The 26,195-nt window shown below is 71.7% G+C and carries 24 protein-coding genes; 8 read left to right on the top strand and 16 right to left on the bottom strand.

Going from position 1 to position 26,195, the window contains the following annotated elements; all coding sequences use genetic code 11:
* Nucleotides 1–37: 37 nt before the first annotated feature.
* Genes HQQ78_RS09745 through xseA form a run of 3 tightly spaced genes read right to left on the bottom strand, consistent with a single transcriptional unit; the run spans nt 38 to nt 2,247 of the window.
* The gene (locus tag HQQ78_RS09745; protein WP_173152841.1) at nt 38–721 is read right to left on the bottom strand and encodes a DUF4245 domain-containing protein; all 684 of its coding nucleotides are present in this window, start codon (nt 719–721) and stop codon (nt 38–40) included.
* The gene (locus HQQ78_RS09740) at nt 718–948 is read right to left on the bottom strand and encodes an exodeoxyribonuclease VII small subunit (protein WP_123571591.1); all 231 of its coding nucleotides are present in this window, start codon (nt 946–948) and stop codon (nt 718–720) included. Before HQQ78_RS09740 ends, HQQ78_RS09745 begins: the two co-directional genes overlap by 4 nt.
* A 9-nt stretch (nt 949–957) precedes the next feature.
* Complete coding sequence (xseA, locus tag HQQ78_RS09735) at nt 958–2,247, bottom strand: exodeoxyribonuclease VII large subunit (RefSeq protein ID WP_173152839.1); 1,290 nt, start codon at nt 2,245–2,247, stop codon at nt 958–960.
* Nucleotides 2,248–2,371: 124 nt separating this feature from the next.
* Between xseA and HQQ78_RS09730 the strand changes: the two genes are divergently transcribed.
* Together HQQ78_RS09730 and HQQ78_RS09725 are read left to right on the top strand one after the other, a co-directional pair.
* Nucleotides 2,372–3,436: a 4-hydroxy-3-methylbut-2-enyl diphosphate reductase gene (locus HQQ78_RS09730; protein WP_233568507.1), complete on the top strand. Its 1,065-nt coding sequence runs from the start codon at nt 2,372–2,374 to the stop codon at nt 3,434–3,436.
* The gene (locus HQQ78_RS09725; protein WP_173152836.1) at nt 3,433–4,014 is read left to right on the top strand and encodes a DUF6264 family protein; all 582 of its coding nucleotides are present in this window, start codon (nt 3,433–3,435) and stop codon (nt 4,012–4,014) included. Before HQQ78_RS09730 ends, HQQ78_RS09725 begins: the two co-directional genes overlap by 4 nt.
* 76 nt (nt 4,015–4,090) lie before the next feature.
* Here HQQ78_RS09725 and fbaA read toward each other — a convergent pair whose 3' ends face one another.
* Nucleotides 4,091–5,119, bottom strand: coding sequence for a class II fructose-bisphosphate aldolase (fbaA, locus tag HQQ78_RS09720; RefSeq protein WP_123571588.1), 1,029 nt, complete (start codon nt 5,117–5,119; stop codon nt 4,091–4,093).
* A 111-nt stretch (nt 5,120–5,230) separates the two neighbouring features.
* On the opposite strand from fbaA, the gene glpX reads away from it, so the two are divergent.
* The gene (gene glpX / locus HQQ78_RS09715; RefSeq protein WP_173152833.1) at nt 5,231–6,229 is read left to right on the top strand and encodes a class II fructose-bisphosphatase; all 999 of its coding nucleotides are present in this window, start codon (nt 5,231–5,233) and stop codon (nt 6,227–6,229) included.
* A 65-nt stretch (nt 6,230–6,294) separates the two neighbouring features.
* Here the strand turns inward: glpX and HQQ78_RS09710 are convergent, their stop codons facing one another.
* Both HQQ78_RS09710 and HQQ78_RS09705 read right to left on the bottom strand, forming a co-directional pair.
* Nucleotides 6,295–7,563, bottom strand: coding sequence for a DNA recombination protein RmuC (locus HQQ78_RS09710; protein WP_173152830.1), 1,269 nt, complete (start codon nt 7,561–7,563; stop codon nt 6,295–6,297).
* A gap of 114 nt (nt 7,564–7,677) precedes the next feature.
* Nucleotides 7,678–8,307, bottom strand: coding sequence for an exonuclease domain-containing protein (locus tag HQQ78_RS09705; RefSeq protein ID WP_173152827.1), 630 nt, complete (start codon nt 8,305–8,307; stop codon nt 7,678–7,680).
* Nucleotides 8,308–8,426: 119 nt separating this feature from the next.
* On the opposite strand from HQQ78_RS09705, the gene ychF reads away from it, so the two are divergent.
* Together ychF and HQQ78_RS09695 are read left to right on the top strand one after the other, a co-directional pair.
* Nucleotides 8,427–9,500 (top strand): redox-regulated ATPase YchF, encoded by a 1,074-nt coding sequence (gene ychF / locus HQQ78_RS09700; RefSeq protein WP_043597911.1) that lies wholly within the window; start codon nt 8,427–8,429, stop codon nt 9,498–9,500.
* A gap of 42 nt (nt 9,501–9,542) precedes the next feature.
* Entirely contained in the window at nt 9,543–10,730 is a 1,188-nt protein-coding gene (locus tag HQQ78_RS09695) for a N(5)-(carboxyethyl)ornithine synthase (RefSeq protein WP_159825653.1), read from the top strand.
* 34 nt (nt 10,731–10,764) lie between these two features.
* Here HQQ78_RS09695 and HQQ78_RS09690 read toward each other — a convergent pair whose 3' ends face one another.
* Nucleotides 10,765–11,313, bottom strand: coding sequence for a TetR/AcrR family transcriptional regulator (locus tag HQQ78_RS09690; protein WP_173152824.1), 549 nt, complete (start codon nt 11,311–11,313; stop codon nt 10,765–10,767).
* Between the two features lie 53 nt (nt 11,314–11,366).
* Between HQQ78_RS09690 and HQQ78_RS09685 the strand changes: the two genes are divergently transcribed.
* On the top strand, nt 11,367–12,080 hold the full coding sequence (locus tag HQQ78_RS09685) for an MBL fold metallo-hydrolase (RefSeq protein ID WP_123571582.1): 714 nt from the start codon (nt 11,367–11,369) through the stop codon (nt 12,078–12,080).
* 51 nt (nt 12,081–12,131) lie between these two features.
* On the opposite strand, the gene HQQ78_RS09680 is transcribed toward HQQ78_RS09685, so the two are convergent.
* Genes HQQ78_RS09680 through HQQ78_RS09660 form a run of 5 tightly spaced genes read right to left on the bottom strand, consistent with a single transcriptional unit; the run spans nt 12,132 to nt 17,558 of the window.
* Entirely contained in the window at nt 12,132–14,444 is a 2,313-nt protein-coding gene (locus HQQ78_RS09680) for an FdhF/YdeP family oxidoreductase (protein WP_173152821.1), read from the bottom strand.
* Nucleotides 14,441–15,448, bottom strand: coding sequence for a formate dehydrogenase accessory sulfurtransferase FdhD (gene fdhD, locus HQQ78_RS09675; RefSeq protein ID WP_216844324.1), 1,008 nt, complete (start codon nt 15,446–15,448; stop codon nt 14,441–14,443). Before fdhD ends, HQQ78_RS09680 begins: the two co-directional genes overlap by 4 nt.
* 53 nt (nt 15,449–15,501) lie before the next feature.
* Nucleotides 15,502–16,674: a molybdopterin molybdotransferase MoeA gene (locus tag HQQ78_RS09670; RefSeq protein WP_173152818.1), complete on the bottom strand. Its 1,173-nt coding sequence runs from the start codon at nt 16,672–16,674 to the stop codon at nt 15,502–15,504.
* The gene (locus HQQ78_RS09665; protein ID WP_216844323.1) at nt 16,671–16,928 is read right to left on the bottom strand and encodes a DUF6457 domain-containing protein; all 258 of its coding nucleotides are present in this window, start codon (nt 16,926–16,928) and stop codon (nt 16,671–16,673) included. Before HQQ78_RS09665 ends, HQQ78_RS09670 begins: the two co-directional genes overlap by 4 nt.
* 9 nt (nt 16,929–16,937) lie before the next feature.
* Complete coding sequence (locus HQQ78_RS09660; protein WP_173152815.1) at nt 16,938–17,558, bottom strand: molybdenum cofactor guanylyltransferase; 621 nt, start codon at nt 17,556–17,558, stop codon at nt 16,938–16,940.
* A gap of 186 nt (nt 17,559–17,744) precedes the next feature.
* Between HQQ78_RS09660 and HQQ78_RS09655 the strand changes: the two genes are divergently transcribed.
* Complete coding sequence (locus HQQ78_RS09655) at nt 17,745–18,440, top strand: hypothetical protein (protein ID WP_173152812.1); 696 nt, start codon at nt 17,745–17,747, stop codon at nt 18,438–18,440.
* A 70-nt stretch (nt 18,441–18,510) separates the two neighbouring features.
* On the opposite strand, the gene HQQ78_RS09650 is transcribed toward HQQ78_RS09655, so the two are convergent.
* Nucleotides 18,511–19,491, bottom strand: a complete 981-nt coding sequence (locus HQQ78_RS09650) for a bifunctional methionine sulfoxide reductase B/A protein (protein WP_173152809.1) — start codon at nt 19,489–19,491, stop codon at nt 18,511–18,513.
* Nucleotides 19,492–19,614: 123 nt separating this feature from the next.
* Between HQQ78_RS09650 and HQQ78_RS09645 the strand changes: the two genes are divergently transcribed.
* Nucleotides 19,615–21,231 (top strand): ABC-F family ATP-binding cassette domain-containing protein, encoded by a 1,617-nt coding sequence (locus tag HQQ78_RS09645; RefSeq protein WP_173152806.1) that lies wholly within the window; start codon nt 19,615–19,617, stop codon nt 21,229–21,231.
* A 58-nt stretch (nt 21,232–21,289) separates the two neighbouring features.
* Here HQQ78_RS09645 and HQQ78_RS09640 read toward each other — a convergent pair whose 3' ends face one another.
* The 3 genes from HQQ78_RS09640 to HQQ78_RS09630 form a co-directional block, all read right to left on the bottom strand.
* Nucleotides 21,290–22,216 carry a glycerophosphodiester phosphodiesterase family protein gene (locus HQQ78_RS09640; RefSeq protein ID WP_173152803.1) on the bottom strand — a complete coding sequence of 309 codons (927 nt, stop codon included), beginning with the start codon at nt 22,214–22,216 and terminating at the stop codon, nt 21,290–21,292.
* Between the two features lie 71 nt (nt 22,217–22,287).
* The gene (locus HQQ78_RS09635) at nt 22,288–23,949 is read right to left on the bottom strand and encodes a glycosyl hydrolase 53 family protein (RefSeq protein ID WP_173152800.1); all 1,662 of its coding nucleotides are present in this window, start codon (nt 23,947–23,949) and stop codon (nt 22,288–22,290) included.
* A gap of 130 nt (nt 23,950–24,079) precedes the next feature.
* Entirely contained in the window at nt 24,080–26,119 is a 2,040-nt protein-coding gene (locus HQQ78_RS09630; RefSeq protein ID WP_173152797.1) for a beta-galactosidase, read from the bottom strand.
* Between the last annotated feature and the right edge of the window lie 76 nt (nt 26,120–26,195).

Here is a 26,195-nt window from a genome sequence, read left to right as displayed (position 1 = left end):
GGCGGGCACGCCGGCGGCGGGGTCGTGTCGGGTCACGTCATTCGCTTTCTTGGCTGGAGATCTGCTCGGCCAGGGAGGTGGCCAGGACGTCGAACTCGGCGTCGTCGGCCGTGCCGTAGAGCACGTACGAGCTGCGGTCGACCGTGGTGGTCAGGGCATAGGCGTAGTTGCCCGGGTCGTCGGCGTCGCGCCGGTCGTAGACGTCCCAGGTCAGACCGCCGATCGACCGGGTCGACGTCGCTGCAGCGTTCTGCACCTGCAGGCTGACCCAGGTCGGATTGGCGTCGATGCCCTGCTCGAGCCCGATGAACTGCCGGGCCGGCGTGATCAGCCCCACGTACCAGGTCGGTACGTCGTCGCGGGTCGTGGACCGAACCTCGGCGGCGTTCGAGCTCCAGCCGTCGGGCAGCGGAGGCGCGGCCAGGGGGGCGTCGACGCTCGCCTGGGCCTGCGACGCGACCTGGACGTAGTCGATCTCCTGCCGGTTCACCGTGCCACTCGGCCGGACCACGACGAGCACCAGGAAGAGCACGATGCCGAGCGAGGCGACGATCGACAGGGTCAGGTTGATCGCCGTCTGGTTCGCGTAGTGCTTGCGGGTGTTCTCGGCCTTGCGGGCGGCGGTCTCGTCCGGGGTCTCGGGTCGGCCGAGTTCGGCGACGATGCGGGGCTCTCGGGGGCGTCGCGAGCCCCGGGGGCCGCCGTCGGAGGGGGAGGTCATTCTGCCGACACCTGACGGCGGGCCGCCTCGAGGCGCTCGCGCGCCCCCATCAACCATTCTTCGCAGCGCCGGGCGAGCGCCTCGCCGCGTTCCCAGAGGGCCAGCGAGCGCTCGAGGGTCGAGGCGCCCTGCTCGAGTTCGGACACGACGGACACGAGCTCGTCGCGGGCCTGCTCGTAGCTGAGCGACGAGACGTCGGGCGGGGTGCTGGTCGGGGTGGTGTCCACGTGACGATCCTAACGAGGGGTGCTGACGGAGGTCGTGGCGGACGCCACGGGTGACGACTCGTCGGGAGCGTCGGAGCCTGGGGAGGAGGCGCCGGTGCTGACGGCGCCCACCGCGCCTCCGTCGGTGGTCACGAGGAGGCGCGTCTCGGCGGGGGCCTCGGCGGGGGACCGCAACACCCCGCCCGACGGCAGCTGCACGATCGCGTAACCGCGGCGCAGTGTGCCCTGCGGCGACAGGGCGCGCAGCTGGGCCGTGAGCTCCGAGACGCGGGTGTGCGCCCTCTCGACGGCCCGGCCGACGAGTTCTTCACCGCGGGCCACCGCCCGGACGACCTCGTCGGCCCGCACGTCGACGAGGGTCTGGGGCGACGCCAGCACTGGCCGGCTGCGGACCTGTTCGAGCCGGTCGATCTCGGTGGCGACCAGCGAGGTCAGGCGCACGCCGATGCGGGTGCGCGCCTGTTGCACGCGCGACAGTTCTTCGGTCACGTCGGGGACGACCCGTTTCGCGGCGTCGGTGGGCGTGGACGCGCGCAGGTCGGCGACGTCGTCGAGGAGCGGCCGATCCGCCTCGTGCCCGATGGCGCTGACGACCGGCGTGGTGCACGCCGAGACGGCGCGGACGAGGCCTTCGTCGCTGAAGCCGAGGAGGTTCTGGAAATCGCCGCCGCCTCGCGCGACGATGATGACGTCGACCTCGTCGTCGGCGTCGAGGCGCTGGATCGCCGCCGTGACCTCGCCGACCATGCGGTCGCCCTGCACCGCCGCGTGCACGACGCGGAACGAGACCGAGGGCCATCTCAGCTGGGCGTTGCGCAGGACGTCTTTCTCGGCGTCGCTGTCCTTGCCGGTGACGAGGCCGATGCAGCCGGGCAGGAACGGCAGGGCCCGCTTGCGCTCGGGGGAGAAGAGCCCCTCGGCCGTGAGCTGGCGACGGAGGCGCTCGAGTCGTTCGAGGAGGTCGCCGAGCCCGACGTGGCGCATGTCGAAGACCTGCATCGTGAGGCTGCCGCCCTTGACCCAGTAGTTCGGCTTGACGGCGGCGATGACCCGGTCGCCCTGTTTGAGGTCGGCGGGTACGCGTGACTTCACGCTGGACCAGATCGAGAACGAGACGGTCGCGTCGTGCTCGAGGTCGCGGAGCTTGCCGTAGACGTTGCCGCCCGAGACGTTCCACTGGGTGATCTCGCCCTCGACCCAGGCCGTCCCCAGGCGGTCGATCCAGTCGCGCACCTTGCTCGCGAGGAGCCCGACGGGCCACGGGGACTCGGCGGTGGGGGGAGGGGGAACGATCGTCATGGAGCTCCGTTCGAGGGGTGGTCGACACCGGCAGGACGAGCGGCGACCCCGGTGATCGACCGGTCGCGCGGTCGCTCCCAGTACGCGACCAGTCCGGCACACCTAGACTCGTCGGGTGAGCCACATCTCCAACGGCGCCCTCGCCATCGACCTGCCGACACCGCGTGTTCCTGCGGTGCGGAACAGGCTAAAGGATACCCCCGTCAACGGACGCAAGCAGGTGCTGCTCGCGGCACCCCGCGGGTACTGCGCCGGCGTCGACCGCGCCGTCATCGCGGTCGAGAAAGCCCTCGAGCACTACGGCGCGCCCGTCTACGTCCGCAAGCAGATCGTCCACAACGTGCACGTGGTCGCGACCCTCGAGAGCCAGGGGGCCATCTTCGTCGACGAGGTCGACGAGGTGCCCCCGGGGTCGCACATCGTCTTCAGCGCGCACGGCGTCTCGCCGGCCGTCGTGAAGGGTGCGGCGGATCGCGAGCTGCAGGCCATCGACGCGACCTGCCCCCTCGTCACGAAGGTCCACCGCGAGGCCGTGCGCTTCGGCAACCAGGGCCGGCACATCATCCTGATCGGCCACGCCGGGCACGAAGAGGTCGAGGGCACGATGGGCCACGCGGCGGATCGCACCACCCTGGTGCAGAACCCGGGCGAGGTCGACGACCTCGTCGTCGCCGACCCCGACAACCTCGTCTGGCTGTCACAGACCACCCTCAGCGTCGACGAGACGATGGAGACCGTGCGTCGACTGCGTGAGCGGTTCCCGAACATCCAGAACCCCCCGAGCGACGACATCTGCTACGCCACGCAGAACCGCCAGGTCGCCATCAAGAAGGTCGCCCAGGGCGCCGACCTCGTCATCGTCGTCGGATCGGCGAACAGCTCCAACAGCGTGCGTCTCGTCGAGGTCGCTCTCGAGCACGGCGCCAAGGCCGCCTACCGCGTCGACTACACGAACGAGATCAAGCAGGAGTGGCTCGACGGCGTCGAGACGGTGGGGGTCACCTCCGGCGCGTCGGTTCCCGAGGTGCTCGTCGACGAGGTGTTGGCCGACCTGTCGGACGCCGGCTACGTCGACGTCCACGAGGTCGTCACGGCTGAGGAAGACCTGATGTTCTCACTGCCGAAAGAGCTGCGGAAAGACGCGACGGGCCAGGTCGACGCCCGCGGCCTCGGCGGTCGCACCCGATGACGGACGACCGACCGAAGCCGCGCTACGGCGAGTACGCGCCCGAGGGCTGGGTCAACCCCGCCGCGGCCGAGGCCGACATCGCCGAGGAGGCGCGGGTCGCCGGTCAGGACGCCCGGCCCGCGGTCTCGACCGACGTCCGCCCCGGTGACGAGACCCGCACCGCGCCTCCTGCGCTCTCGACCGGGCGGCGCATCGACCGGGTGGCGACGTTCGCCCTGATCGGGCTGGGTGCCTTCGGGGCGATCCAGGCCGTCGCCCGCGTGCCCGGTTACGCGACGACGCAGCTCGCCCAGTTCGAGACGTTCGGGCTCGACCTCTCGGGGTTCGGCTCGTCCGCTGCGCTGCAGACCTTCGGGGTCGTCATGGCCGTGTTGGCCGTGACGCTGTTCGCCGTCTCGACCTGGTGGACCCTCCGGCGGCTGCGTGCCGGGCGTCTCGGCTTCGTGGTGCCCCTCGTCGCCGGTGTGGTCTTCGGCCTCGTGCAGGGCTTCGGGGCGGCAGCGATCTTGATGGGCGATCCGGCTTTCGCCGAGGCGATGCAGAGCTTCACGAACGACTACTTCTCGGGGTCGAACTGACGTCCGCCCTTCGCCCCGACGACGAAGCCCCCGAGCACTCGCTCGGGGGCTTCGTCGTGCGACCAGGAGGCGCGGGTCAGCTCGCCGACTGACCGTACGACCCGAGCTGCTTCGTCGCCTCGACGACGCGGGCGGCCATGGCGCTCTCGGCGACCTTGCCCCAGGCGCGGGGGTCGTACTGCTTCTTGTTGCCGACCTCGCCGTCGATCTTGAGGAACCCGTCGTAGTTCTTGAGCACGGTGTCGGCGATGGACCGGCTGAAGGCGTACTGCGTGTCGGTGTCGAGGTTCATCTTGACGACGCCGTTCGAGACGGCCTCGGCGATCTCGGCGTCGGACGACCCCGAACCACCGTGGAAGACGAGTTCGAGGGGCTTCGCGGCGGTGCCGAACTTCTCCTGGATGCCCTGCTGGATCTCGCCGAGCAGTTCGGGACGCAGCTTGACGTTGCCCGGCTTGTACACGCCGTGCACGTTGCCGAAGGTGAGGGCGGCGATGTAGCGGCCGTGTTCGCCGAGGCCGAGCGCCTCGACCACGCGGGTGACGTCGCCCACCGTGGTGTAGAGCGCGTCGTTGGTGCCTTCGTGCTGCACGCCGTCTTCTTCGCCGCCGACCACGCCGATCTCGACCTCGAGGATGGCGTTGATGGCCTTGGTGCGCTTCAGCATGTCCTGAGCGATCGAGATGTTCTCGTCGAGCGGGACCGCCGAGCCGTCCCACATGTGCGACTGGAAGAGCGGGTTGCGACCGGCCCGGACCTCTTCTTCGGAGGCGGCGATGAGCGGGAGCACGAAGCCGTCGAGGGCGTCCTTCGGGCAGTGGTCGGTGTGGAGGGCGACGGTCACCGGGTAGTTCTTCGCGACCTCGGTCGCGAACTTGGCGAAGGCGATGGCGCCCGCGGCGCGGTTCTTGACGGTGTGGCCGGCGAAGTAGTCGGCGCCGCCGGTGGTGACCTGGATGATGCCGTCGCTGCCCGCTTCGGTCAGGCCCTGCAGCACGGAGTTGATCGTCTGCGACGACGAGACGTTGACGGCGGGGTAGGCGAAGCCCTTGTTCTTCGCCTTGTCGAGCATCTCGGCGTACTGCTCGGGGGTTGCGACGGGCATTGAATCTCCTTCGATCACGGCTGGTGGCTCATCCACCCTAGTCAGCGCACGTCTGTTCGTCCTGGTCGTCGGAGCCCGGTCGGGAGGCGCGGCGCGGGTAAGATCCGGAGCATGGCTGACACGGATTCCGGAACCCTCTACTCGCACCCCGACCGCAACCTCGGCATGGAACTGGTCCGGGCCACCGAGGCGGCCGCGATCCGTTCGGCGCCGTTCATCGGCAAGGGCGACAAGAACGCCGCCGACAAGGCCGCGGTCGACGCCATGCGCAAGTTCTTGGGCACGGTGGCGTTCGACGGCGTGGTCGTGATCGGCGAGGGCGAGAAGGACGAAGCCCCGATGCTCTTCAACGGCGAGCACGTCGGCAACGGCTTCGGCCCGGCCTGCGACATCGCCGTCGACCCGATCGACGGCACGAGCCTCACCGCGGCGGGACGCATGAACGCCCTCTCGGTGATCGCCGTCAGCGACCGCGGCAGCATGTACGACCCCAGCGCCGTCTTCTACATGGACAAGATCGTCACGGGCCCCGAGGGCCGCGGCATCATCGACCTCGACCGTCCCATCGGCGAGAACATCACCGCCCTGGCCGCCGCCAAGGGCATCGCCGTCGAGGACATGCAGATCGCCGTCCTCGACCGTCCCCGTCACGCCGACCTCGTCGCCGAGATCCGGGCCGTGGGCGCGTCGACCCGCCTGCTCCTCGACGGTGACGTCGCCGGTGGCATCAACGCGGCCCGTCCCGACTCCCGAATCGACATGTGCGTCGGCGTCGGTGGCACGCCCGAGGGCATCATCACGGCCTGCGCGGTCAAGGCCCTCGACGGCCTGATCCTCGCCCGCCTCGCCCCGAAGGACGACGCCGAGCGCCAGAAGGCGATCGACGCCGGTCACGACCTCGACCGCGTCCTCGACCAGGACGACCTCGTCACGGGCGACAACGCGTACTTCGTCGCCACGGGTGTCACCGACGGTGCACTCGTCGCGGGCGTCACGCGCAAGCAGGGCATGATCCGCACCTCGAGCATCGTGCTGCGCTCGCACTCGGGCACCATCCGCCGGGTCGAGGCCGACCACCTCGTCTCGAAGTGGTACGGCGAGAAGGCCTGATCGGCGCGACACCCGCCTGACACGACGAACGCCCGGCCTCGGCCGGGCGTTCGTCGCACCGGGGGTCAGTCGTGGTCGGTGCTGCCCTCGACGAGGGCCGACGCGAGTTCGGGGGCGGTGAGCTCTCGGGGAGACTCCTCGACGATCGTCGGGGTCGCGAGGACCTTGGACTCGTCGAGCATGCTGAGCCGACGGGCCGACGGGAGGACCGTCCGCTCGAGCGACCCGACGAACCGGTTGTAGTCCGTGACGCCGGCGCGCAGCGACCGGCCGAGCTTGTCGACGTGGCCGGCCATGGTCGACAGCCGACCGTAGAGTTCGCGGCTGAGGTCGAAGAGCTCTTTCGCCTCGGCGGTGACGACGTCCTGTTGCCAGCTGAAGGCGACCGTCTTGAGCACCGACCAGAGGGTCACGGGCGAGGCGAGGGCGACGCGCTTCTGGAAGGCGTAGTCCATCAGGGCCGGGTCGGCCTCGAGGGCGGACGACACGAGCGACTCGCTCGGGATGAACGCGATGACCAGCTCGGGCGAGGACTCGAGCCCGGCCCAGTACGTCTTGCCCGCCAGGGCGTCGACGTGGGCACGCAGTGCCTTGACGTGCTGCCGGACCAGCTGGTCGCGTCGTGCGCCCTCGTCGCCCGTGGCGGATGCGGGGATGGCGCTGGCCTCGAGGTAGGCGGAGAAGGGCACCTTGGCGTCGACCGCGATGTTCTTGCCGCCGGGGAGGTGCACCACCATGTCGGGGCGACCGGAGCCGGCGTCCGACGAGATCGACGTCTGCACGTCGAAGTCGACGCGCTCGACGAGACCCGCGGCCTGCACGACGTTGCGCAACTGGGTCTCGCCCCAGACGCCGCGCGTGCTGTTCGACTTCAGCGCGGAGGCGAGCGACTCGGCCGTCCCGCGGAGCCGTTCACCCGATTCGGCGGCGGTGCGGAGCTGCTCGCTGAGGGCGCCGTACTGGAGGGTGCGTTCGGCTTCGAGCTCGGCCACCTTCTGCTGGACGGCCTGCAGGCTCTCGGCCACCGGGCTGAGCGCGACGAGCACCTGACCGTCGGTGCGTGCCCTCTCGGCCTCGGCGATGCGGACGTCGCGGAGGCGGTCCTGGAACTCGCGGAGGCGGTCTTCTTGCTGCGCGATCTGTCGACGGTACTGGTCGTCCTGACCCTCGAGGCGCTCGCGCGACGCGTCGGCCACGGCGCGGGCTGCGGCGAGGTCGGACGACAGGCGTGCCGTCGCCTCCGCGGCGCGGGTGCGGGCGACCAGTGCCCCGACGGCGACGCCGAGGACGAGACCGAGCAGCAGGGCGAGGAACAGCGCGAGCGGAAGGGGCATGACGGAAGTGTGGCAGCGGCCACCGACACCGGTCGGGAGTCGACGCGGTGGGGTCGGGGGAGAGACCGACGCGCCCCGGGGGCGTCGGGCGTCGGACTGGCGGGAGGGAGGCGCCTAGCCGAAGGCCATCGGGCGTCGGTCGGCCCGGGGCACGGCGGGCGCCGTCGGCGCCCCGGCAGGCTGTAGCACCTTCACCTTCACCGACGCGATCGTCGCGAGTTCGGCCAGGTCGGAGGCGCCGTGGAACAGTGCGGCGTGGGCGACGATGGCCGCGCAGGCCTCGGCGTCGGCGAGGGCGTCGTGGTGCGAGAAGGCGTCGAACCCGGCGGCCGTCGCGGCGACCGGCAGCCGGTACGAGTCGAGCGAGTAGGTCTTGCGGGCGACCTGCAGGCTGCAGAGGTACGACCACGGGGGAGGGGTGAGCCCGGTCGCCGCGCAGGCGGCCTTGATGACGCCCATGTCGAAGCCGGCGTTGTGGGCGACGAAGACGTCGTCGCCGGCGAAGTCGGCGAGCAGCTCGAACTGTTCGGCCCAGCCGAAGGCGCCGACGACGTCGTTCGCGACGATGCCGTGGATGCGGGTGTTCCACTCGGAGAACTCGTCGTGCCCGGTGGGTGGCTGGATCAACCAGCCGACCTTGTCGACGACGACGCCGTCGCGGACCTTGACGAGGCCGACGGAGCAGGCACTGGCGCTGCTCGAGTTCGCGGTCTCGAAGTCGATCGCGGTGAAGTCGATGGGCATTGACTCATGCTCTCACGCGCCTCCGACACCGCCTCCCCAGGCGCGGTGGGCGACCGTTCCCTCCACGGCGGACGCGGTTCCGACGGCACGGCTCGGCAGGCCCGGTACGCTTGACCCTCGTGGCTCTCACTATCGCGATCGTCGGACTGCCCAACGTCGGCAAGTCCACCCTGTTCAACGCCCTGACCAAGAACCAGGTGCTGGCGGCGAACTATCCGTTCGCGACCATCGAGCCCAACGTGGGCATCGTCAACCTGCCCGACCCGCGCCTCCAGGTGTTGGCCGGTCTCTTCGGCAGCGAGAAGATCCTGCCCGCGCCGGTGTCGTTCGTCGACATCGCCGGCATCGTCAAGGGGGCGAGCGAGGGCGAGGGCTTGGGCAACAAGTTCCTGGCGAACATCCGCGAGGCCGACGCCATCGCCGAGGTCGTGCGCGGCTTCGACGACCCCGACGTCGTACACGTCGACGGCAAGGTCGACCCCGAGAGCGACATGGGCACGATCAACACCGAGCTGATCCTCGCCGACCTCGAGACGGTCGAGAAGGCGCTCGTCCGGTACGAGAAAGAGCTGCGGCTGAAGCGCGTCGAGCCGATCGTGCACGAGACGGCCGTCGCCGCCAAGGAGGCGCTCGAGCGAGGCGAGGCGCTCTCGGCCACGAGCATCGACCTCGAGCCGATCCGCGAACTCGGGTTGCTCACCGCGAAGCCCTTCATCTACGTCTTCAACGTCGACGAGGCCGTCCTCACCGACGAGGCGCGCAAGGCCGAACTGCAGGCCCTGGTCTCGCCGGCCGAGGCGATCTTCCTCGACGCGCAAGTCGAGTCCGAGCTGATCGGCCTCGACGACGAGGACGCCGCCGAGCTGCTCGCGTCGCTCGGGCAGGACGAGTCCGGTCTCGACCAGCTCGCCCGCATCGGCTTCGAGACGCTCGGGCTGCAGACCTACCTGACGGCCGGCCCGAAAGAGACCCGCGCCTGGACGATCGGCAAGGGCTGGAAGGCCCCGCAGGCCGCCGGGGTCATCCACACCGACTTCGAGAAGGGCTTCATCAAGGCCGAGGTCATCTCGTTCGACGACCTGGTCGAGACCGGCTCCATCGCCGAGGCGCGCTCGGCCGGCAAGGCCCGCATCGAGGGCAAGGAATACGTCATGCAGGACGGCGACGTGGTGGAGTTCCGCTTCAACAACTGACCCTCCGGCTCGGGGGCGAGCGCCACTCATCTACTCTCAAGCATGAGCCAAACGGATTCCCCGCCCACCGGCACCACCTCCGGCGCCCCCGCACTGCTGCGCCTCGGCGTCCTGGCCACCTCGCGCAAGCCCGACGAGCGGCGCCTGCCGATCCACCCCGCCCACCTCGACCGCATCGACGCCGACCTGCGCGCGAGCATGACCCTCGAGCGCGGCTACGGCCTGCGCTTCGGCATCCCCGACGCCGACCTCGAGCCCCTCGTGGCGATGGCCGACCGCGAGCAGATCGTCGCGGACAGCGACGTCGTCCTGCTGCCGAAGCCCCAGGCCGCCGACCTCGAGGGCCTGCGCGACGGTCAGACCCTCTGGGGTTGGCCGCACTGCGTCCAGGACCGCGAGATCACCCAGCTCGCCATCGACAAACGGCTCACCCTCATCGCGTGGGAGGCCATGAACCACTGGCAGTCCGACGGCGGCTACGGCCTGCACGTCTTCCACAAGAACAACGAGCTCGCTGGCTACTGCTCGGTGCTGCACGCCCTCCAGCTCTGCGGCTCGACCGGCGACTACGGCCGTCGCCTCAGCGCCGTCGTCATCGGCTTCGGCGCCACCGCCCGCGGCGCCGTCACGGCCCTCAACGCCCACGGCATCCACGACGTGCGCGTCCTGACGAACCGCAACATCGCCGCCGTCGGCTCGCCGATCCCGTCGGTCGACATCTTCCAGTTCGAACACGACCCCGAGACGCCCGGCGCCAGCACCGTGAACACCCCCGACGGGCCGGTCGCCCTCGCTCCGTTCCTCGCCGCCGCCGACATCGTCGTCAACTGCACCCTCCAGGACCCGAACGCCCCGCTCACCTACCTGCGCGAGACCGATCTCGACGCCTTCCGCCCCGGCAGCCTCATCGTCGACGTCTCGGTGGACGAGGGCATGGGCTTCGACTGGGCCCGCGCCACGACGTTCGCCGAGCCGCTCGTCACGGTGGGCGCCACCACGAACTACTACGCCGTCGACCACAGCCCGTCGCTGCTCTGGAACTCCACGACGTGGGAGATCAGCGAAGCCCTCCTGCCCTTCCTGCGCACCGTCATGGAGGGACCGACCTCGTGGGCGGCGTCCGACACCATCCGCCGCGCCGTCGAGATCGCGGAGGGGCGGGTCGAGAACGAGGCGATCCTCGAGTTCCAGCACCGCGCCTCCTCGTACCCGCACGCACCGCTCGACTGAGCGGAGCCGCAGGCCGGGCGGTCGTGGGGGCGGCTCAGACCGCAGGAGGCGCGGCGAGGGCCGCGAGGACGCGCCCGGCCCCGAAGTCCCACGCCCCGTCGACGTCGCCGCCCAGCTGGAAGCCGCCGTTGAGCTCCATGATGACGAAGCCCGCCACCCACGCCGTGAGCGTGCGGGCGGCGTCGAGGGCCCGCTCCGGCCCGACGAGCTGCTCGCCGACCCGGAGGGCGGCGGCGCTCGCCGCGGCGCCGAACTCGCGGCGCGCGGTGGGGACGCCGGGCCCGGGCGTCATGACCAGCTGGAACGCGGCCGGGTGCTCGTGCCCGAAGGCCCGGAAGGCGTCGAGCACCTCGCGGGGCGACCCCGCCCCGTCGAGCCGCGCGGCCAGGTCGGTGAGGGTGGCCTCCGCGACCGACCGCAGCAGCGCCTCCCGGTTCTCGACCCTCTTGTAGAGCGAGGGGGCACGCACGCCGACCTGTGCCGCGACCGCGGCCATCGTGAGGCCGGACGGACCGTCGGCCTCGAGCAGCTCGCGCGCGGCGAGCAGGATGGCGTCGGGTGAGGTGCGGTCGGGTGTGGGCATCCGTCGAGTATAGCTATTGACAATAGCCATGATGGCTAACTATCGTAGCCATCATGGAACTCGCCCCCTCCCTCCACCGCATCGGCAACGACATCGTCGCCGCGTACCTCGTCGTCACGCCCGAGGGCGTGACCGTGATCGACGCCGGTCTGCCCGGCCTCTGGTCCGAACTCGTCTCCGAGCTGGCCGCCGTCGGACGCACCCCCGACGACGTGAAGGGCGTCGTCCTCACCCACGGTGACTCCGACCACGTCGGCTTCGCCGAGCGGCTGCGTCGCGAACACGGGGTGCCCGTGTACGTCCACGCCGCCGACGCCTCGCGGGCGAAGGGCGGGCCGAAGCCGGGGAACGGCATGCCGCCGATGAAGCTCGGCCCCCTGCTGGGGTTCGCCGGCTACAGCCTGCGCAAGGGCGGGGCGAGGACCGCGTGGCTCACCGAGGTCGTCGAGGTGCACGGGGGCGAGACGCTCGACCTGCCGGGTGCGCCTCGGATCATCCCGATGCCCGGGCACTCCGAAGGCAGCATCGCCGTGTTCGTCCCGGGCGTCGACGCCGTCTTCGTGGGCGACGCCCTGACCACGCGCCACGTGACGACCGGGCACGTCGGGCCCGCACCGGCTCCGTTCACCGACGAGCCCGAGCAGGCCCTCGCCTCGCTCGACGCCCTGCTCGGGACCGGCGCGACCTGGGTGCTGCCGGGCCACGGCGCCCCCTGGGACGGTGGCGTGGCCGCGGCCGTCACCGCCGTCCGCGCCGCCGCCCGCTGACCCGACCGGGCCGGCTCGGACGGCGCCGCCCGGCGACGGGCCGACCCGGGGTCAGACCCCGACCGGCACCGCCGCCGGCGTCACCCGCACCAGCACGGCCTTCGACACCGGGGTGTTGCTGCCGATCGACGCGCTGTCGAGCGGCACGAGCACGTTCGCCTCGGGGAAGTACGCGGCGGCGCACCCGCGGGCCGTGGGGTAGGCGACGATGCGGTAGTCGCGGAGCACCCGCTCGACGTCGTCGGTCCAGACCGTCGAGACGTCGACCTTCTGGCCGTCGGTGAGCCCGAGGTCGTCGAGGTCGAGCGGGTTGACGAAGACCACGTGCCGACCCTTCTTGATGCCGCGGTAGCGGTCGTTGAGGCTGTAGATGGTGGTGTTGTACTGGTCGTGCGAGCGCAGGGTCTGCAGGAGCAGCGTCCCCTCGGGGCGTTCGACGTGCTCGAGGTCGTTGACCGTGATCATCGCCTTGCCGACCTTCGTCGCGAAGGTCCGCGAGTCGCGCGGCCCGTTCGGCAGCACGAAGCCGTCGCGGCTGCGCACCCGCTCGCTGTAGCGCTCGAAGCCCGGCACGACCCGGCTGATGTGGTCGCGCAGCGTGTCGTAGTCGTCCTCGAAGCCCTTCCAGTCGATCTCGAGGTCGGCCCGGTCGCCGAGCGTCGCCCGTGCCAGGCGACTGACGATGGCGACCTCGCTGAGCAGGTCGGGCGCGACCGGCGGCACCTGGCCGTGGCTGCCGTGCACCGAGCACACGGTGTCCTCGACCGAGACGAACTGCGGCCCGGCCTCCTGCACGTCGATCTCGGTGCGGCCGAGCGTCGGCAGGATGAGCGCCTCGGCGCCGACCACGGCGTGCGAGCGGTTCAGCTTCGTCGACACCTGGACGGTCATGTCGGTCCCGCGCATCGCGGCCTCGGCGAGCTGGGTGTCCGAGATCGCGGCCACGAGGTTGCCGCCCATGCCCATCCAGAACTTGATGCGCCCCTCCTGCATGGCCTTGATGCCCTTGAGGGCGTCGACGCCGTGCTCGCGCGGCGGGTCGAAGCGGAACTCCTTCTGCAGGGCGTCGAGGAACTCGTCCGAGACCTGCTCCCAGATGCCCATCGTGCGGTCGCCCTGCACGTTGCTGTGCCCGCGGATCGGCGAGGCGCCGGCACCCGGCTTGCCGATGTTGCCGCGCAGGAGCAGCAGGTTGATGATCTCCTTGATGGTGTCGACGGCCTTGCGGTGCTGCGTGATGCCCATCGCCCAGGTGATGATCACGCGGTCCGAGGCCAGGTAGCGGTCGGCCAGCTCGTCGATCTCGGCCCGGTCGAGCCCGGTCGCGAGCAGCACCTCGTCGTCGTCGACCTGCGCGATGTGCTCGCGGAAGGCCTCGAGCCCGACGGTGTGCTCGGCCAGGAACTCGTGGTCGAGCACCGTGCCGGGGGCGGCGTCCTCGGCCTCGAGGACGCGTTTGGCGACGGCCTGCAGCAGCGCCATGTCGCCGCCGAGCCGGATCTGCAGGAACTGGTCGGCGATCTCCGTGCCGCGACCCGCGACGCCGCGCGGCAGCTGCGGGTTCTTGTAGCGACGCAGGCCGGCCTCGGGCAGCGGGTTGACCGCCACGATCTTCGCGCCCTTGAGCTTGGCGTCCTCGAGGGCCGTCAGCATGCGCGGGTGGTTGGTGCCCGGGTTCTGCCCGAGGATGACGATCAGGTCGGCCTGCTCGAAGTCGTCGTAGGCGATGGTCGACTTGCCGATGCCGACCACCTCGGCCATGGCGAGGCTCGTCGACTCGTGGCACATGTTCGAGCAGTCGGGCAGGTTGTTCGTGCCGAAGGCGCGCACGAACAGCTGGTACGCGAAGGCCGCCTCGTTCGAGGTGCGGCCCGAGGTGTAGAACGACGCCTCGTCCGGGCTGTCGAGAGACCTCAGCTTGTCGCCGACGATGCGGAACGCCTCGTCCCACGACACCTCGCGGTAGTGGTCGCTGCCGGCGGGCTTGTGCACGGGCTTGGTGAGGCGGCCCTGCATGCCGAGCCAGTACTCGGTCTTGTCGAGCAGGTCGGTCACCGAGTGCTCGGCCCAGAACGTGTCGGGCACGAGCACCGGGTTGGCCTCCCAGGTGACCGCCTTGGCGCCGTTCTCGCAGAACTCGGCGACCTTGCGGTGGTTCGGGTCGGGCCAGGCGCAGCTCATGCAGTCGAAGCCGTCCTTCTGGTTCAGCGACGTCATGAGCTTGACGGTGCGGGCCAGCCCGAGCTGCTTGATGGCCGGGTCCATCGAGTGCAGCACGCCGGGCACGCCGGCGGCCCACTCGCGCGGGGGGCCGACCTCGATGTCGGCGTCGGTCACGTCGGAGACGGGGGGTTTCTCGGTCACGGTCTGGTTCCGATCGTCAGGGGGACGGGCGAGGAGGCGCGCGTCGCGCCGCCGGGGGAGTCGGGGGCGTGGGCGTCGGCGGCGTGAGCAGCGTCGGGGGACGAGGAGGCGCGGGTCGCGTTGTCGACATCGCGCGAGTGGGCCGGCGGCTCGGTCCCGTCGGGCTCGCCCAACCGGTCCGGTCGCGAGTAGACGACCATCGACCGGCCGCGGAGGAACCCCACGATCGTGACGCCCAGCTCGGTCGCGAGGTCGACGGCGAGCGACGACGGTGCCGACACGGCGGCGAGCACCGGGATGCCGGCCATCGACGCCTTCTGCGTGAGCTCGAACGAGGCGCGACCCGAGACCATCAGGACGGTCCCGCCCAACGGCAGCCGCGCCTCCTTGACGGCCCAGCCGACGACCTTGTCGACGGCGTTGTGCCGACCGACGTCCTCGCGCAGGACGAGCAGCTCGCCCGTGCGGCCGTCGAAGAGTGCCGCGGCGTGGAGCCCGCCGGTCTTCTCGAACACGTCCTGGCCCTCGCGCAGGCGGTCGGGGAAGGTGGCGAGCAGGGCGGGGTCGACGACGAGGGGGTCGTGCCGCACGTCGTGCTGCGACGTCGTGCGGACGGCGTCGATCGAGGCCTTGCCGCACAGCCCGCACGAGCTGGTCGTGTAGAACGCCCGCTCGAGGCTCGGGTCGGGCGCCGGCACCCCGGGCGCGAGCGTGACGTCGAGCACGTTGTACGTGTTGAGCCCCTCGGCGGTGGCCCCGGCGCAGTAGCGGGCGGCGAAGAACTCGTCACCGGTCGAGATGACGGCCTCGGACACGAGGAACCCCGCGGCCAGGTCGAAGTCGTGACCGGGCGTGCGCATGGTGATGGCGAGCGACGTGCCGCCGACGCGGATCTCGAGGGGTTCCTCGACCGCGAGGGTGTCCATGGTCTTGCGGACGCCGGCGCTGCCGTCGTCGCCGACCGTGATGCGGGTCACCGGTTTGCGGGACGTGATGCGTGCCATGGGTCAGGTCTACCCCTCGAACCCCGGAATCGAAAGCCGGCGGGGCCCGTGACTCACCACGGGAGGCCGAGCGAGGGGACGACGTCGCCCGCCCGCGCCCCGCCCTCGGGCACGACGAGCAGCCCGTCGGCGTCGGCCAGGCCGCGCAGCATCGCCGACGACTGTCGCTCGGTCGGCACGGCTCCGTCCGGGGTCGCCCGGTACGCCTGCACGAGCGCGCCGGGTCGGGGGTGGGCCACGTCGACGGCGAGCGTGACGGACCCGGGAGGCGCGGGTCGCCTCCCGAGGAGGCCGTCCACCACCGCGGTCCCCACGACCACGAGCCCCACGTAGGCGGCCATCGGGTTGCCCGGCAGGCACAGGTAGACCGTGTCGCCGCGGCGCGCGACGACCAGGGGCTGCCCCGGACGCATCGCGAGACCGTCGACCACCAGCTCGGCGCCCAGCCGGTCGAGGGCGGCGCGGACGTGGTCGGTCGGGCCGTGCGCGGTGCCGCCGGTCGTCACCACGAGGCGACGGTCCGGGCGGTCGAGGGCGGCGATCGTCGTGTCGAGGTCGTCGGCCACCCGCGTCGTGGTCGCGGACGCCGTGCCGAGGGAGCCGAGGAGGCGCGGCACCGGCACCGAGAACACGTCGCGGACCGTGCCGCGCTCGGGCACGCCCTCGGCCACGACCTCGTCGCCGAGCACGGCCAGGGCCACCGTCGGGCGGGTCACCACGGGCACGGCATCGTGCCCGCCGAGGGCCAGCACGGCGACGCGGGGCGGGGTGAGGAGCGTGCCCGCGGTGATCAGGGCGTCGCCGCGGTCGATCTCTTCTCCGGTCCGCCGGACGTGCGGCGGGCGGCGGCGGTCGTCGTCGGCCGTCAGGACGCCGTCGGCCACGTGCCCGGACTCCGAGCGCAGCACCCGGTCCGTCCCGTCCGGGACGACGGCGCCCGTGGTGACCGGTCGCGCGACCCCGGGCGGCAGCGACCCGTCGTCGTCGGCGACCCGGCCCGCGACGATCGACGGGCCGAGTCGCCAGGGGCCCTCGCCGGCGACCGCCCAGCCGTCCATCGCCGAGACGTCGAAGCCGGGCACGCGCGCGAGGCTCGTGGCGTCCCGGGCCAGCGTGCGACCGACCGCGTCGGCGAGCACGACGGTCTCGAGGTCGCGGGGCAGGGCCCGCGCGGCGTCGGACGCCTCGGCGCGGGCCACCCGCCAGTCGGCCCGCCGGACCGTCACGCCGGTTCGGCCGTGGCCAGGGCGGTGGCGGTCGCGGTCGCCCGGTCCAGCTCGGACTGCGAGCCGCCGGCGAGCCCCGCGGCGTAGCCGACGAGGAACGTCGTCAGCGGGGCGGCCGGGCGGGCGACGCCGTGCGCCGCGTCGCGGGCGAGGTCGAGAACCACGGGGACGTCGACCACGAAGTCGTCGGGCAGGCCCAGTGCCCGGACGAGTCGTGCGGCCCAGGCGTCGAGTTCGGCAGGTGTGTCGGTCATGGTCGACACTCAACCAGTCGCGTCGGCCTCGCGCCGGACGACACCCAGGCGGTCGGCGTCGGCGACGGTGTCGACGTCGGCGCAGAGCGCGTCGGGCACGGGGACCTCGAGCAGGTCGAGCCCGTCGAGCAGACGGCGGAGCGACAGGCCCTCGAGGGGGCCGTCGGCCCGCAGCCCTCGGAGTCGCGTCCGCAGGGCGTCGGTCCGGTAGACAGCGAGCAGTGGCTGACGTCGCCCGTCCGAGTCGACGGCGAGCCGACCGTCCCGGTGTTCGTCGTCCTCGGCGCCGCCGGCGAGGAGGGCCGCCACGGCCTCGGGCGCCCGCGGCAGGTCGCAGGCCAGCACGAGTGCCCACGGTGCCGGGTCGCCGACGACGGCGAGACCGGCCGCGAGGGCGGCCACCGGCCCGGACCAGGCGGGCTCCTCACGAGTGAGCAGGGCTCCGGCGGGCGGCACCCGACCGTCGCGCAGGCCGACCACGACGAGGGTCCGGGCTCCGGACGCCGCCTGGACGGCCCGGTCGAGGAGCGTCGCGTCGCCACTCGTGAAGCCGGTCTTGTCGGCACCGTGCACCCGGGAGGCGCGACCCCCGGCGAGCAGGACGGCGTCGAACCCGGCGTCCCCGGTCATGCCCTGCCACCCGCGTCCACGCCGCGAGCCTAGACCTGCCCTCGACCGGCGTCCTCGGGGCGAGGCCATCCCGGAGGATGATCCGATGTCGTCCTCGGAGCCGAGGCTTCCTCGTGTCGTTGTCGTTAGGCTGGAGAGATCAGCCGACAGACCGGTCCGGCATCGGCCTCCTAGGGGGAGACGACCATGAAGCGTTCCGTGAACACCGCCCTCGTCGGTCTGGCGCTGGCCGGACTGCTGGCCGGTTGCACGCCGGCGACGGGTGGAGCGGGCGCGTCGACGTCCGGTCCGACCGCCCCGGCGACCGACGTCGCCGCTTCGCCCGAGGCCACCGCGACCCCGTCGGAGACCCCGACGGGGACTCCGACGACGCGGCCCGTGTCGATCCCGACGGACTGCACCGACCTGGTGGACGCCGCGACCTACGCCGCCACGATGGGCGACGCCCCCCTCAACGATCCCGCCTACTTCGGTCAGCCGATGGGACAGGTCGCTCCCACGGCACCCGACGCCGACGCCGACCTGAGGGACGTCGTGGCGTCCGCCCAGGTGCTCCGCTGTGGCTGGGCCGACGTGCGGGCCGACATCACGGGCCTCTTCGCCGACGTCAGCACGGTGGACGCCGCGACGGCCGAGGCGTATCCCGCCTGGCTCGCCGAGGGACGCGAACCCACCTCGGTCTTCTGGCTGGACGGCGTGGTCTACGACTGCTCCGAGGCGTACGGCGGCTCGCTCTGCCAGTACGTCACGACCGACCCGATGTACGGCGTCGACATCGCGAACACCGTGCTGGTGCGCGACGACGTCGTCGTCACGGTGTCGCAACGGAATTTCCCGACCGACGACCTCATGGGATCGATCGTCACACGCCTCTGGGGCTGAGGAGCCACCGACGCAAGGAGGCGCGGTGCCCGACGAACGGGCACCGCGCCTCCTCAGGGCCTGACGGGCGTCAGCCCGCGGCGACCTGCTGGTCGCGCTTCGGCAGCACCCAGCCCGGACGGACGAAGTGGCAGGTGTAGCCGTAGGGGTCCTTCTCGAGGTAGTCCTGGTGCTCTTCTTCGGCCTCCCAGAAGTCGCCGGCCGGGGTGACCTCGGTGACCACCTTGCCGGGCCAGAGGCCGGACGCGTCGACGTCGGCGATGGTGTCGAGGGCCGTCGCGCGCTGCTCGTCGTCCGCGTAGAAGATCGCCGAGCGGTAGCTGTCGCCGACGTCGTTGCCCTGGCGGTCCTTCGTCGACGGGTCGTGGATCTGGAAGAAGAACTCGAGGATCTCGCGGTACGAGGTCAGACCCGGGTCGAACACGATCTCGACGGCCTCGGCGTGGCCGCGGTGGTTGCGGTACGTCGCGTTCGGCACGCTGCCGCCCGAGTAGCCGACGCGGGTCGAGACGATGCCCGGTCGGCGGCGGAGCAGCTGCTGGGCGCCCCAGAAGCAGCCGCCGGCGAGGATCGCGGTCTCGGTCGTGCCGCTGGGGGCAGGGGTGGATTCGGGGGAGAAGAGCGTCATGTAGGCACCGTATCCTTCGGTTTCGAGTGAGGCGTAGGGGATGAAGCGGAGAGCCGCCGAGTTGATGCAGTACCGCAGCCCGCCGGTGGCGGTGGGTCCGTCGCGGAAGACGTGGCCGAGGTGGCTGTCCCCGGCGGTCGAGCGCACCTCGGTGCGCTTGAAGAACAAGCCCTCGCGCTTCTCGACGACGTGTTCGGCGTCGATGGGTCGCGTGAAGCTCGGCCAGCCGGTGCGGCTGTCGAACTTGTCGACCGAGGCGAACAGGGGCTCGCCCGAGACGACGTCGACGTAGATGCCCGCGTCCTTCGAGTCCCAGAACTCGTTGCGGAAGGCGGGTTCGGTGCCACCGCCCTGGGTCACGCGGCGCTGGGTCGAGGTGAGGCGGGCGACCGCCTCGGGGTCTTTCCGGTACTGGTCCGACATGATGCCTCCTGTTCGTCGGCGTCGGTGCGATCGGATGGGTCGGGTGCCCGCGGTCGCCTCGATGCCTCTCACGACAACAACCGGGCGGCGCCGGGTGTTCCGTCGGCCTGCGAGGATCGACGCATGAGCCTGATCCGACTGAACGACGTGACCGTCCGCTTCGACGGCACCCCGGTGGTGCGCGAGGCGTTCTTCCGCCTCGACGAGAAGGAGCGCGTGGGGATCGTCGGTCGCAACGGCAGCGGCAAGTCCACGCTGCTCAAGCTGATGCTCGACCAGGTGCAGCCCGACGAGGGCACGGTCACGCTCGAGCAGGGCGTCCGGGTGGGGTACTTCTCGCAGTTCTCCGAGCTCGACGGCACGCAGACCATCGTCGAGGTGTTGACCGGGCTCTTCGCCCACGAGCGGGCGATCGAGGCCGACCTGGCGCAGATCGACGCCGACATCGCCGTGGTCGCGATGGACCCCGACGGCGGGGACGCCCTCGACCAGCTGATCCACCGACAGTCCGAACTGTTCGCCGAGATGGACCGGGTCGACGGCTGGGAGTACCCGCGCCGCATCGACACGGCCCTGAGCGTGCTCGGATTCAGCGACGCGCACCGCACCAGCCCGATCGACGACCTCAGCGGTGGTTGGCGCAACCGGGCGGCCCTCGCGAAGATCGTCCTCGAGGACCCCGACGTGCTGCTGCTCGACGAGCCCACGAACTTCCTCGACGTGGCCGGCGTCGAGTGGCTCGAGTCGTGGTTCCGCGACTTCCACGGCGCGGCCGTGGTCGTCTCGCACGACCGCAGCTTCCTCGACGCGGTCGTCACCCGCATCGTCGAGGTCGAGAACTTCCACCTGCACGACTACCCGGGGGACTTCGCCGAGTACGTCGTGCAGAAACAGTTCCGGCTGAAGAGCCTCGAGCAGCAGTTCGTGCACGAGTCCGAGCTGCTCGCGTTCGAGGCCGAGGGCATCTCGGACCGCCGCGACGCCGCCAAGGCCGCCAAGCGCCAGGACGGCGGCGACCTGCTCAAGCAGCTCGCCAAGGTCAAGAAGTCGCGGGCACCCCGCCCCGTCGACCAGATCATCACCGAGATCTACTCGGGCCTGCACGTCAAGGACGTCCTGTGCCGGGTCGACGGTCTCGGCAAGGCCCGCGACGACCGGACGCTCTTCGACGACCTCACGTTCGAGCTGCGGCGCGGCGACCGCCTGGTGATCACGGGGGCGAACGGCAGCGGCAAGAGCACGCTGCTGCGGGTGCTGACGGGGGAAGAACGCGCCGACGCCGGTCGGGCCGCGTGGGCGGGCGGGGTCAAGGTGGTCTCGTACGACCAGGTGCTGGCCGAGCTCGACGACGACGACACCGTCACGCACTCGGTCAACGCGATGCCCGACAGCCTCGCCCTGACCGCGACGCGGAAGTCGGTCGGGCGGTTCCTCGCGATGTTCCAGTTCAGCGAGGCCGATCTCAAGAAGCGCATCGGCGCGCTCTCCGGTGGTCAGCGGGCCCGCGTCGCGATGGCGCAGTGCCTGCTCTCGGGGGCCTCGGTGCTGCTGCTCGACGAGCCCACCAACCATCTCGACGTGCCGAGCGCCCAGGTCATGGAGCGGGCGCTGCAGCACTTCCCCGGGGCGGTCGTCGTCGTCAGCCACGACCGGTTCTTCGCCGACAAGGTCGCCACGCGGCGTCTGGTCTTCTGCGCGGACGCCGACCGTCCCGAGCGCGTGGTCGTCACCGCCGCCTGAGCCGCGGCGCGCCGGGCGCGGTGCGCCGGGCGCGGGTCGGGTCCGCGTGCGGCCGGGCTCAGCCCTCGGTCGTCAGCTGCCGGACGACCTCGGCGACGCCCGAGACGACGAGCCCGGACGCACCCCCGTCGAGTGCGGCGCGAGCGGCGTCCAGGTCGGACACGATGTGGCCGAGGACCGGCTTGCCGGTGGCCGTCATCGTCGCCCAGGTCGCGGCCGGGGCGGACCAGTCGAGGCCCAGCATGCTCCAGCTGGCGGAGGTCCGGGTGAGCAGCTCGGGGTCGGCCGCCAGCTCGTCGGCGTAGTAGTACCCCCAGGTCGCGCACCCCTCGGAGGCGGCGAGGTCGCCCCACTCGGTCTGCGTGCAGTACCCCTTGCCGACGAGCGTCTGCGCCACCTCCGACGTCCCGAGGTGCATCCATGCGATCTCGAACAACTCGGGGTAGAAGCGGGCGTCGACGTACTTCGGGTCGACGAACAGGGCGTGTTCCCGGCCGAACTCGCGCACGATCTCGTCGAAGCGGGCGTACGGCTGGTCGGACTGCTCGGGGTCGTTCGTCTCGGCCGCCGAGATGCGGTACTGCTGCACCTCGCTCCACGTGTGGTCGGCGGGGACGAACCCGGTCGTGCCCGAGGTGCGGTCGAGGGTCTCGTCGTGCAGTCCGAACCAGACGCCGTCCGAGGTGCGGGAGAGCGACACCTCGAGCCCGTCCACCCCGGCGGCCACCGACTGCCGGTAGGCGAACATCGACATCTCGGGCCAGTCGCCGGACCCGCCGCGGTGGGCGACGGTGAAGGGCCGAGCCGCCAGGAGGGCGTCGACGGGCCGAGGAGGCGCGGCTCGGGTGACCGGCGCCTCCTCGCTCAGTCGCGCGGAACGCAACCCGAGGGCGACGGCGGCCGTCCCGAGGACGGCGACGCCGCCGACGCCGAACAGGACCGTTCGACGGGAGAGGCGTGCCAGGGGCTCGGGCGTGCGGGGCATGTGCCCACTATGGGGGGAGACCGGGTGCCGCGACGACCACCGCCCGCCGGATCACCCGGCGTTCGCCCGGTTCAGTCGGCCGCGTACTCGTCGAGTGCGGGCAGCGGGCGACCGTCGTGGTCCCACATCGCCTGGTTCTCCCACGCGTTGCCCGAGGTCGGGTCGTCCGGGTCCCACCCGGCACCGTCGACCGCGGTCCACGCGGGCTCCCACGCGACGACGCCGATTCCGCGGCCGCCCGGGGCCGAGGCCACGACGTCCTGGATCGCACGGAAGTTCGCGGCCTGCCCCTCGGGCGTCGCGGGGTAGCCCGCGACGAGCTGCGACGGGTCGACGACGACGTTCTCCCAGAGGTGGTCGGGGTCGTCCTCGAGCGTCCAGGGGTACGACGTCTCGACGATCAGGACGTCGCGGTCGTAGCGCTCGGACAGCGTCGTGACCGCCTGCTGCATGCCCGACAGCCCGCCGTGCCAGTAGCCGTAGTACGACAGGCCGATCAGGTCGAACGGCACGCCGCGTGAGGTCGCCTCGTCGAACCACCAGGTGAGGCCGTCGACGCCGGCGTTGATGTTGGTCAGGTGCAGCACGACCTGCGTCGTGGGCGAGACCTCCTTCACCGCCGTCGCTCCGGCCGTGAGGAACATGGCCAGGTTGCTCCACTGCGCACCGCTGACGCCGTCGCTCGGGTCGACGTCCCAGGTCTGGCCCAGCGGCCAGACCATGCCGGGGTTGATCTCGTTGCCGACCTGCACGGCGTCCGCCGTGATCCCCTCGGCGGCGAGGGCGTCGAGCACGCCGCGGGTGTGGTCGTGAATCCTCGTGGCGACCTCGGGGGCGCTCAGCCCGAGCCAGGCCCTCGGCATGGTCTGGGCGCCCGGGTCGGTCCACCGGTCGCTGTAGTGGAAGTCCACGAGCAGCTGCATGCCCGCCGCCTTCACCCGCGCCGCCATCGCGACGACGTCGTCCTGGTCGTTGTAGCCGTCGGTCGGGTCGACCCAGACCTTCAGCCGCACCATGTTCGCCCCGTGGTCCGCCAGCTGCGTCACCGGGTCGGTGGGGCGGCCGGCGGCGTCGAGGTAGACGGCTCCGCGATCCTCGTTGCGGGGCAGACCCGACAGGTCGGCACCCCGCACGTCGCGCGTCACCCGCCCGGGCGTGACGGTGACGTCGTCGATGCTCGCCCAGGCACCGGCCGCACCACTCGTGGTGAACGTCGGAGTGCACTGGCTGTGCGTCACCTCGGCCGAGACCGAGAGGCGCAGCCACCCGTCGTCGGACTCGGTCGAGGGGATCACCGTCGTCGCCGCGGCGTCCTTGCTCGAGCCGGTGCCGCACCCGGTCAGCGAGAGCGTGCTCGAGGCCAGGCCGCCACCGCTCTTCACCCAGGCCGAGAAGGTCCACCACCCAGGCGTCACCTTCTTGAGCTTCTGGCTGGTCGTGGCCGTGCCGGCCGTCGACAGCAGGTGTGTCAGGCGCGTGGCCGAGTCGTGCCCACCCGCCTCGAGCGTCGTGGTGCCCGACCCCTTCGAGACCCAGCCCGTCGCGCCGTGCTCGAAGCCGGGGTCCTGCACGACGACGGGGCGAGGAGCCGGGCCGCCGGGCACCGCGGTCGCGGGGGCGCCCGACAGCAGGCCGGCTCCCAGGGCCGCCGTGGCGAGGGCGGCGCCGACGGCGAGACCGCGCCGGCCCCTCCGGTCGACGTGGGGCCGGGGTGTGGTGGTGGGTCGTGTCATCGCGTCGTCCTCCTTGACGATCGGTGGGGCGGGTGCTGCGGGGGCGGTACGGGGTTCGGGACGGTGGGGCGCAGGAGGCGCGGTGCCGGTCTCGACGCCGGCACCGCGCCTCCTGCGGTCGCCTCGCGGCTCAGCCGCGCGGGCGGCTCACGACGCGGACCGCACCGGCGGGGACGCCCACGCGGCCGTCGACGGCGTCGCCGGTGATCAGCTCGGTGCCCTGACCGACCACGACGTCGGTCGCGGTCTCGGCGTGGTTGACCAGGAAGGTGAAGTCGACGTCGTCCCCGTGTCGCACGACGACCTCGAGCCCCTCGGGGTGGTCCACCGGCAGCGGCACCCCGGCGTCGTCGAGCACCGACCGGACGAGACCCTCGAGGTCGGCCCCGGTCGTGCGCGTCGAGACGTACCAGGCCGAGCCGTCGCCGTGGGCGTGGCGGGTGACCGCCGGACCTCCCGCCGCCGGGCCGTCGACGTAGCTCGCGACCGCCACGGCGCCCTCGAGCACGATGTCGTCGGACCAGCCCGTGCCCGTCGTGCCGTCGTCGAGGGTGACGACCTGGTCGGCGTACAGGGGCAGGAACTCGGGCACCGAGAGGCCGAGCACCTCGCGCAGGGCGCCGGGTGCACCACCGGCGTGGACGGTGTCGTTCTCGTCGACGACGCCCGAGAAGTACGACGCGACGAAGGTGCCGCCCTCGCGGACGAACGCGCCGAGGCCGTCGGTCGTCCGCCGGTCGGCCAGGTACAGCGAGGGGGCGAGCACGAGGTCGTAGCCCGAGAGGTCGTCGTGCGGGTGGCGGAAGTCCACCGTCACGCCGAGGTGCCACAAGGCGGAGTACCAGGCGACGACGCGCTCGCGGTGCTGGAGTTCGACCGACGGCCGCCATTCGAGGTCGTGGGCCCAGAAGGACTCGACGTCCCAGAGGATCGCGACCCGCGCCTCCACCCGGCTGCCGCGGACGGCCGAGAGCCGACCCAGGTCGGCGCCGAAGTCGACGACCTCGCGCCAGGTGCGGGTCGAGGTGCCGGCGTGCGGCAGCATCGCGGAGTGGAACTTCTCGGCGCCGTACCGCGACGCCCGGAACTGGAAGAACAGGATCGCGTCGGCGCCCCGGGCCAGGTGGCTCGCGGCGTTCCGGGCGAGCTCGCCGGGGCGCTTGGCGATGTTGCGTGGTTGCCAGTTGACGGCCGAGGTCGAGTGCTCCATCAGCATCCACGGGGCACCGCCGGCGAGCGAACGGGTGAGGTCGGCGTCCATGGCGAGCAGCACGTGGTTGTCGCGGCGCTCGGCCACGAGGTAGTGGTCGTTCGCGACGACGTCGACCTCGCGGGCCCACCTCCAGTAGTCGATCGAGGGGCAGTTCGTGGCCATGAAGTTCGTGGTGACCGGGAGGTGCGGCGCGTGTCGTTTGATCGCGTCGCGTTCGGCGGTGAAGCAGGCCAGCAGGGCGTCGGAGGTGAAGCGGGCGAAGTCGAGGCGCGAGGTCTGGTTCACGACCGTGGCCGAGGTGCGCGGGGCGTCGATCTCGTCCCACTCGCCGTAGGTCTGGCCCCAGAAGCGGGTGCCCCAGGCCTCGTTGAGCGCGTCGAGGGTGACGTACTTCTCCTCGAGCCAGGTGCGGAAGGCGAGCACCGAGTGGGGGCCGTAGTCCTCGCTGATCGGGGCGCCGTACTCGTTGTGGACGTGCCAGAGCACGACCGCGGGGTGGTTCGCGTAGCGCTCGGCCAGCCGCTCGGTGATCGCGAGGGCCGCCCGGCGGTAGTCGGGGCTGCTCGGGCTGACCATGCCGCGGGAGCCGCGACCCAGGGTGACGCCGTCCCGCGTGACCGGGTGGGAGTCGGGGTAGGCCTTCCAGAACCAGGCCGGCGGGACGGTCGTCGGGGTGGCCAGGTCGACGTCGATGTCGGCGTCGTGCAGCAGGCCCAGGATGTCGTCGAGGAAACCGAAGTCGTACTCGCCCTCGCGGGGTTCGAGCAGGGCCCACGAGAAGATGCCGACGCTGACCAGGTTGACGCCCGCCTGCTTCATCAGGGCGATGTCCTCGAGCCAGACCTCGCGCGGCCACTGTTCGGGGTTGTAGTCGCCGCCGTAGCGCAGGTCGGCTCGGCCGGCCAGCCAGGTCGTGGTGGCCTGGGGCGTGGGTCGGGCGTCGAGCTCGAGTGACATGCGGTGATCTCCTTTGACTGTGTGCGCTCCCAGTTGTAACACACCGGTATCGAGCGGCGAAAGGGCCCGTAACGGT

This window comes from Frigoribacterium sp. VKM Ac-2859 (assembly GCF_013204925.1).
GTDB lineage: Bacteria > Actinomycetota > Actinomycetes > Actinomycetales > Microbacteriaceae > Frigoribacterium.
Note: the sequence above shows the minus strand (reverse complement) of the source record. Positions and strands in the feature narration are given on the sequence as shown.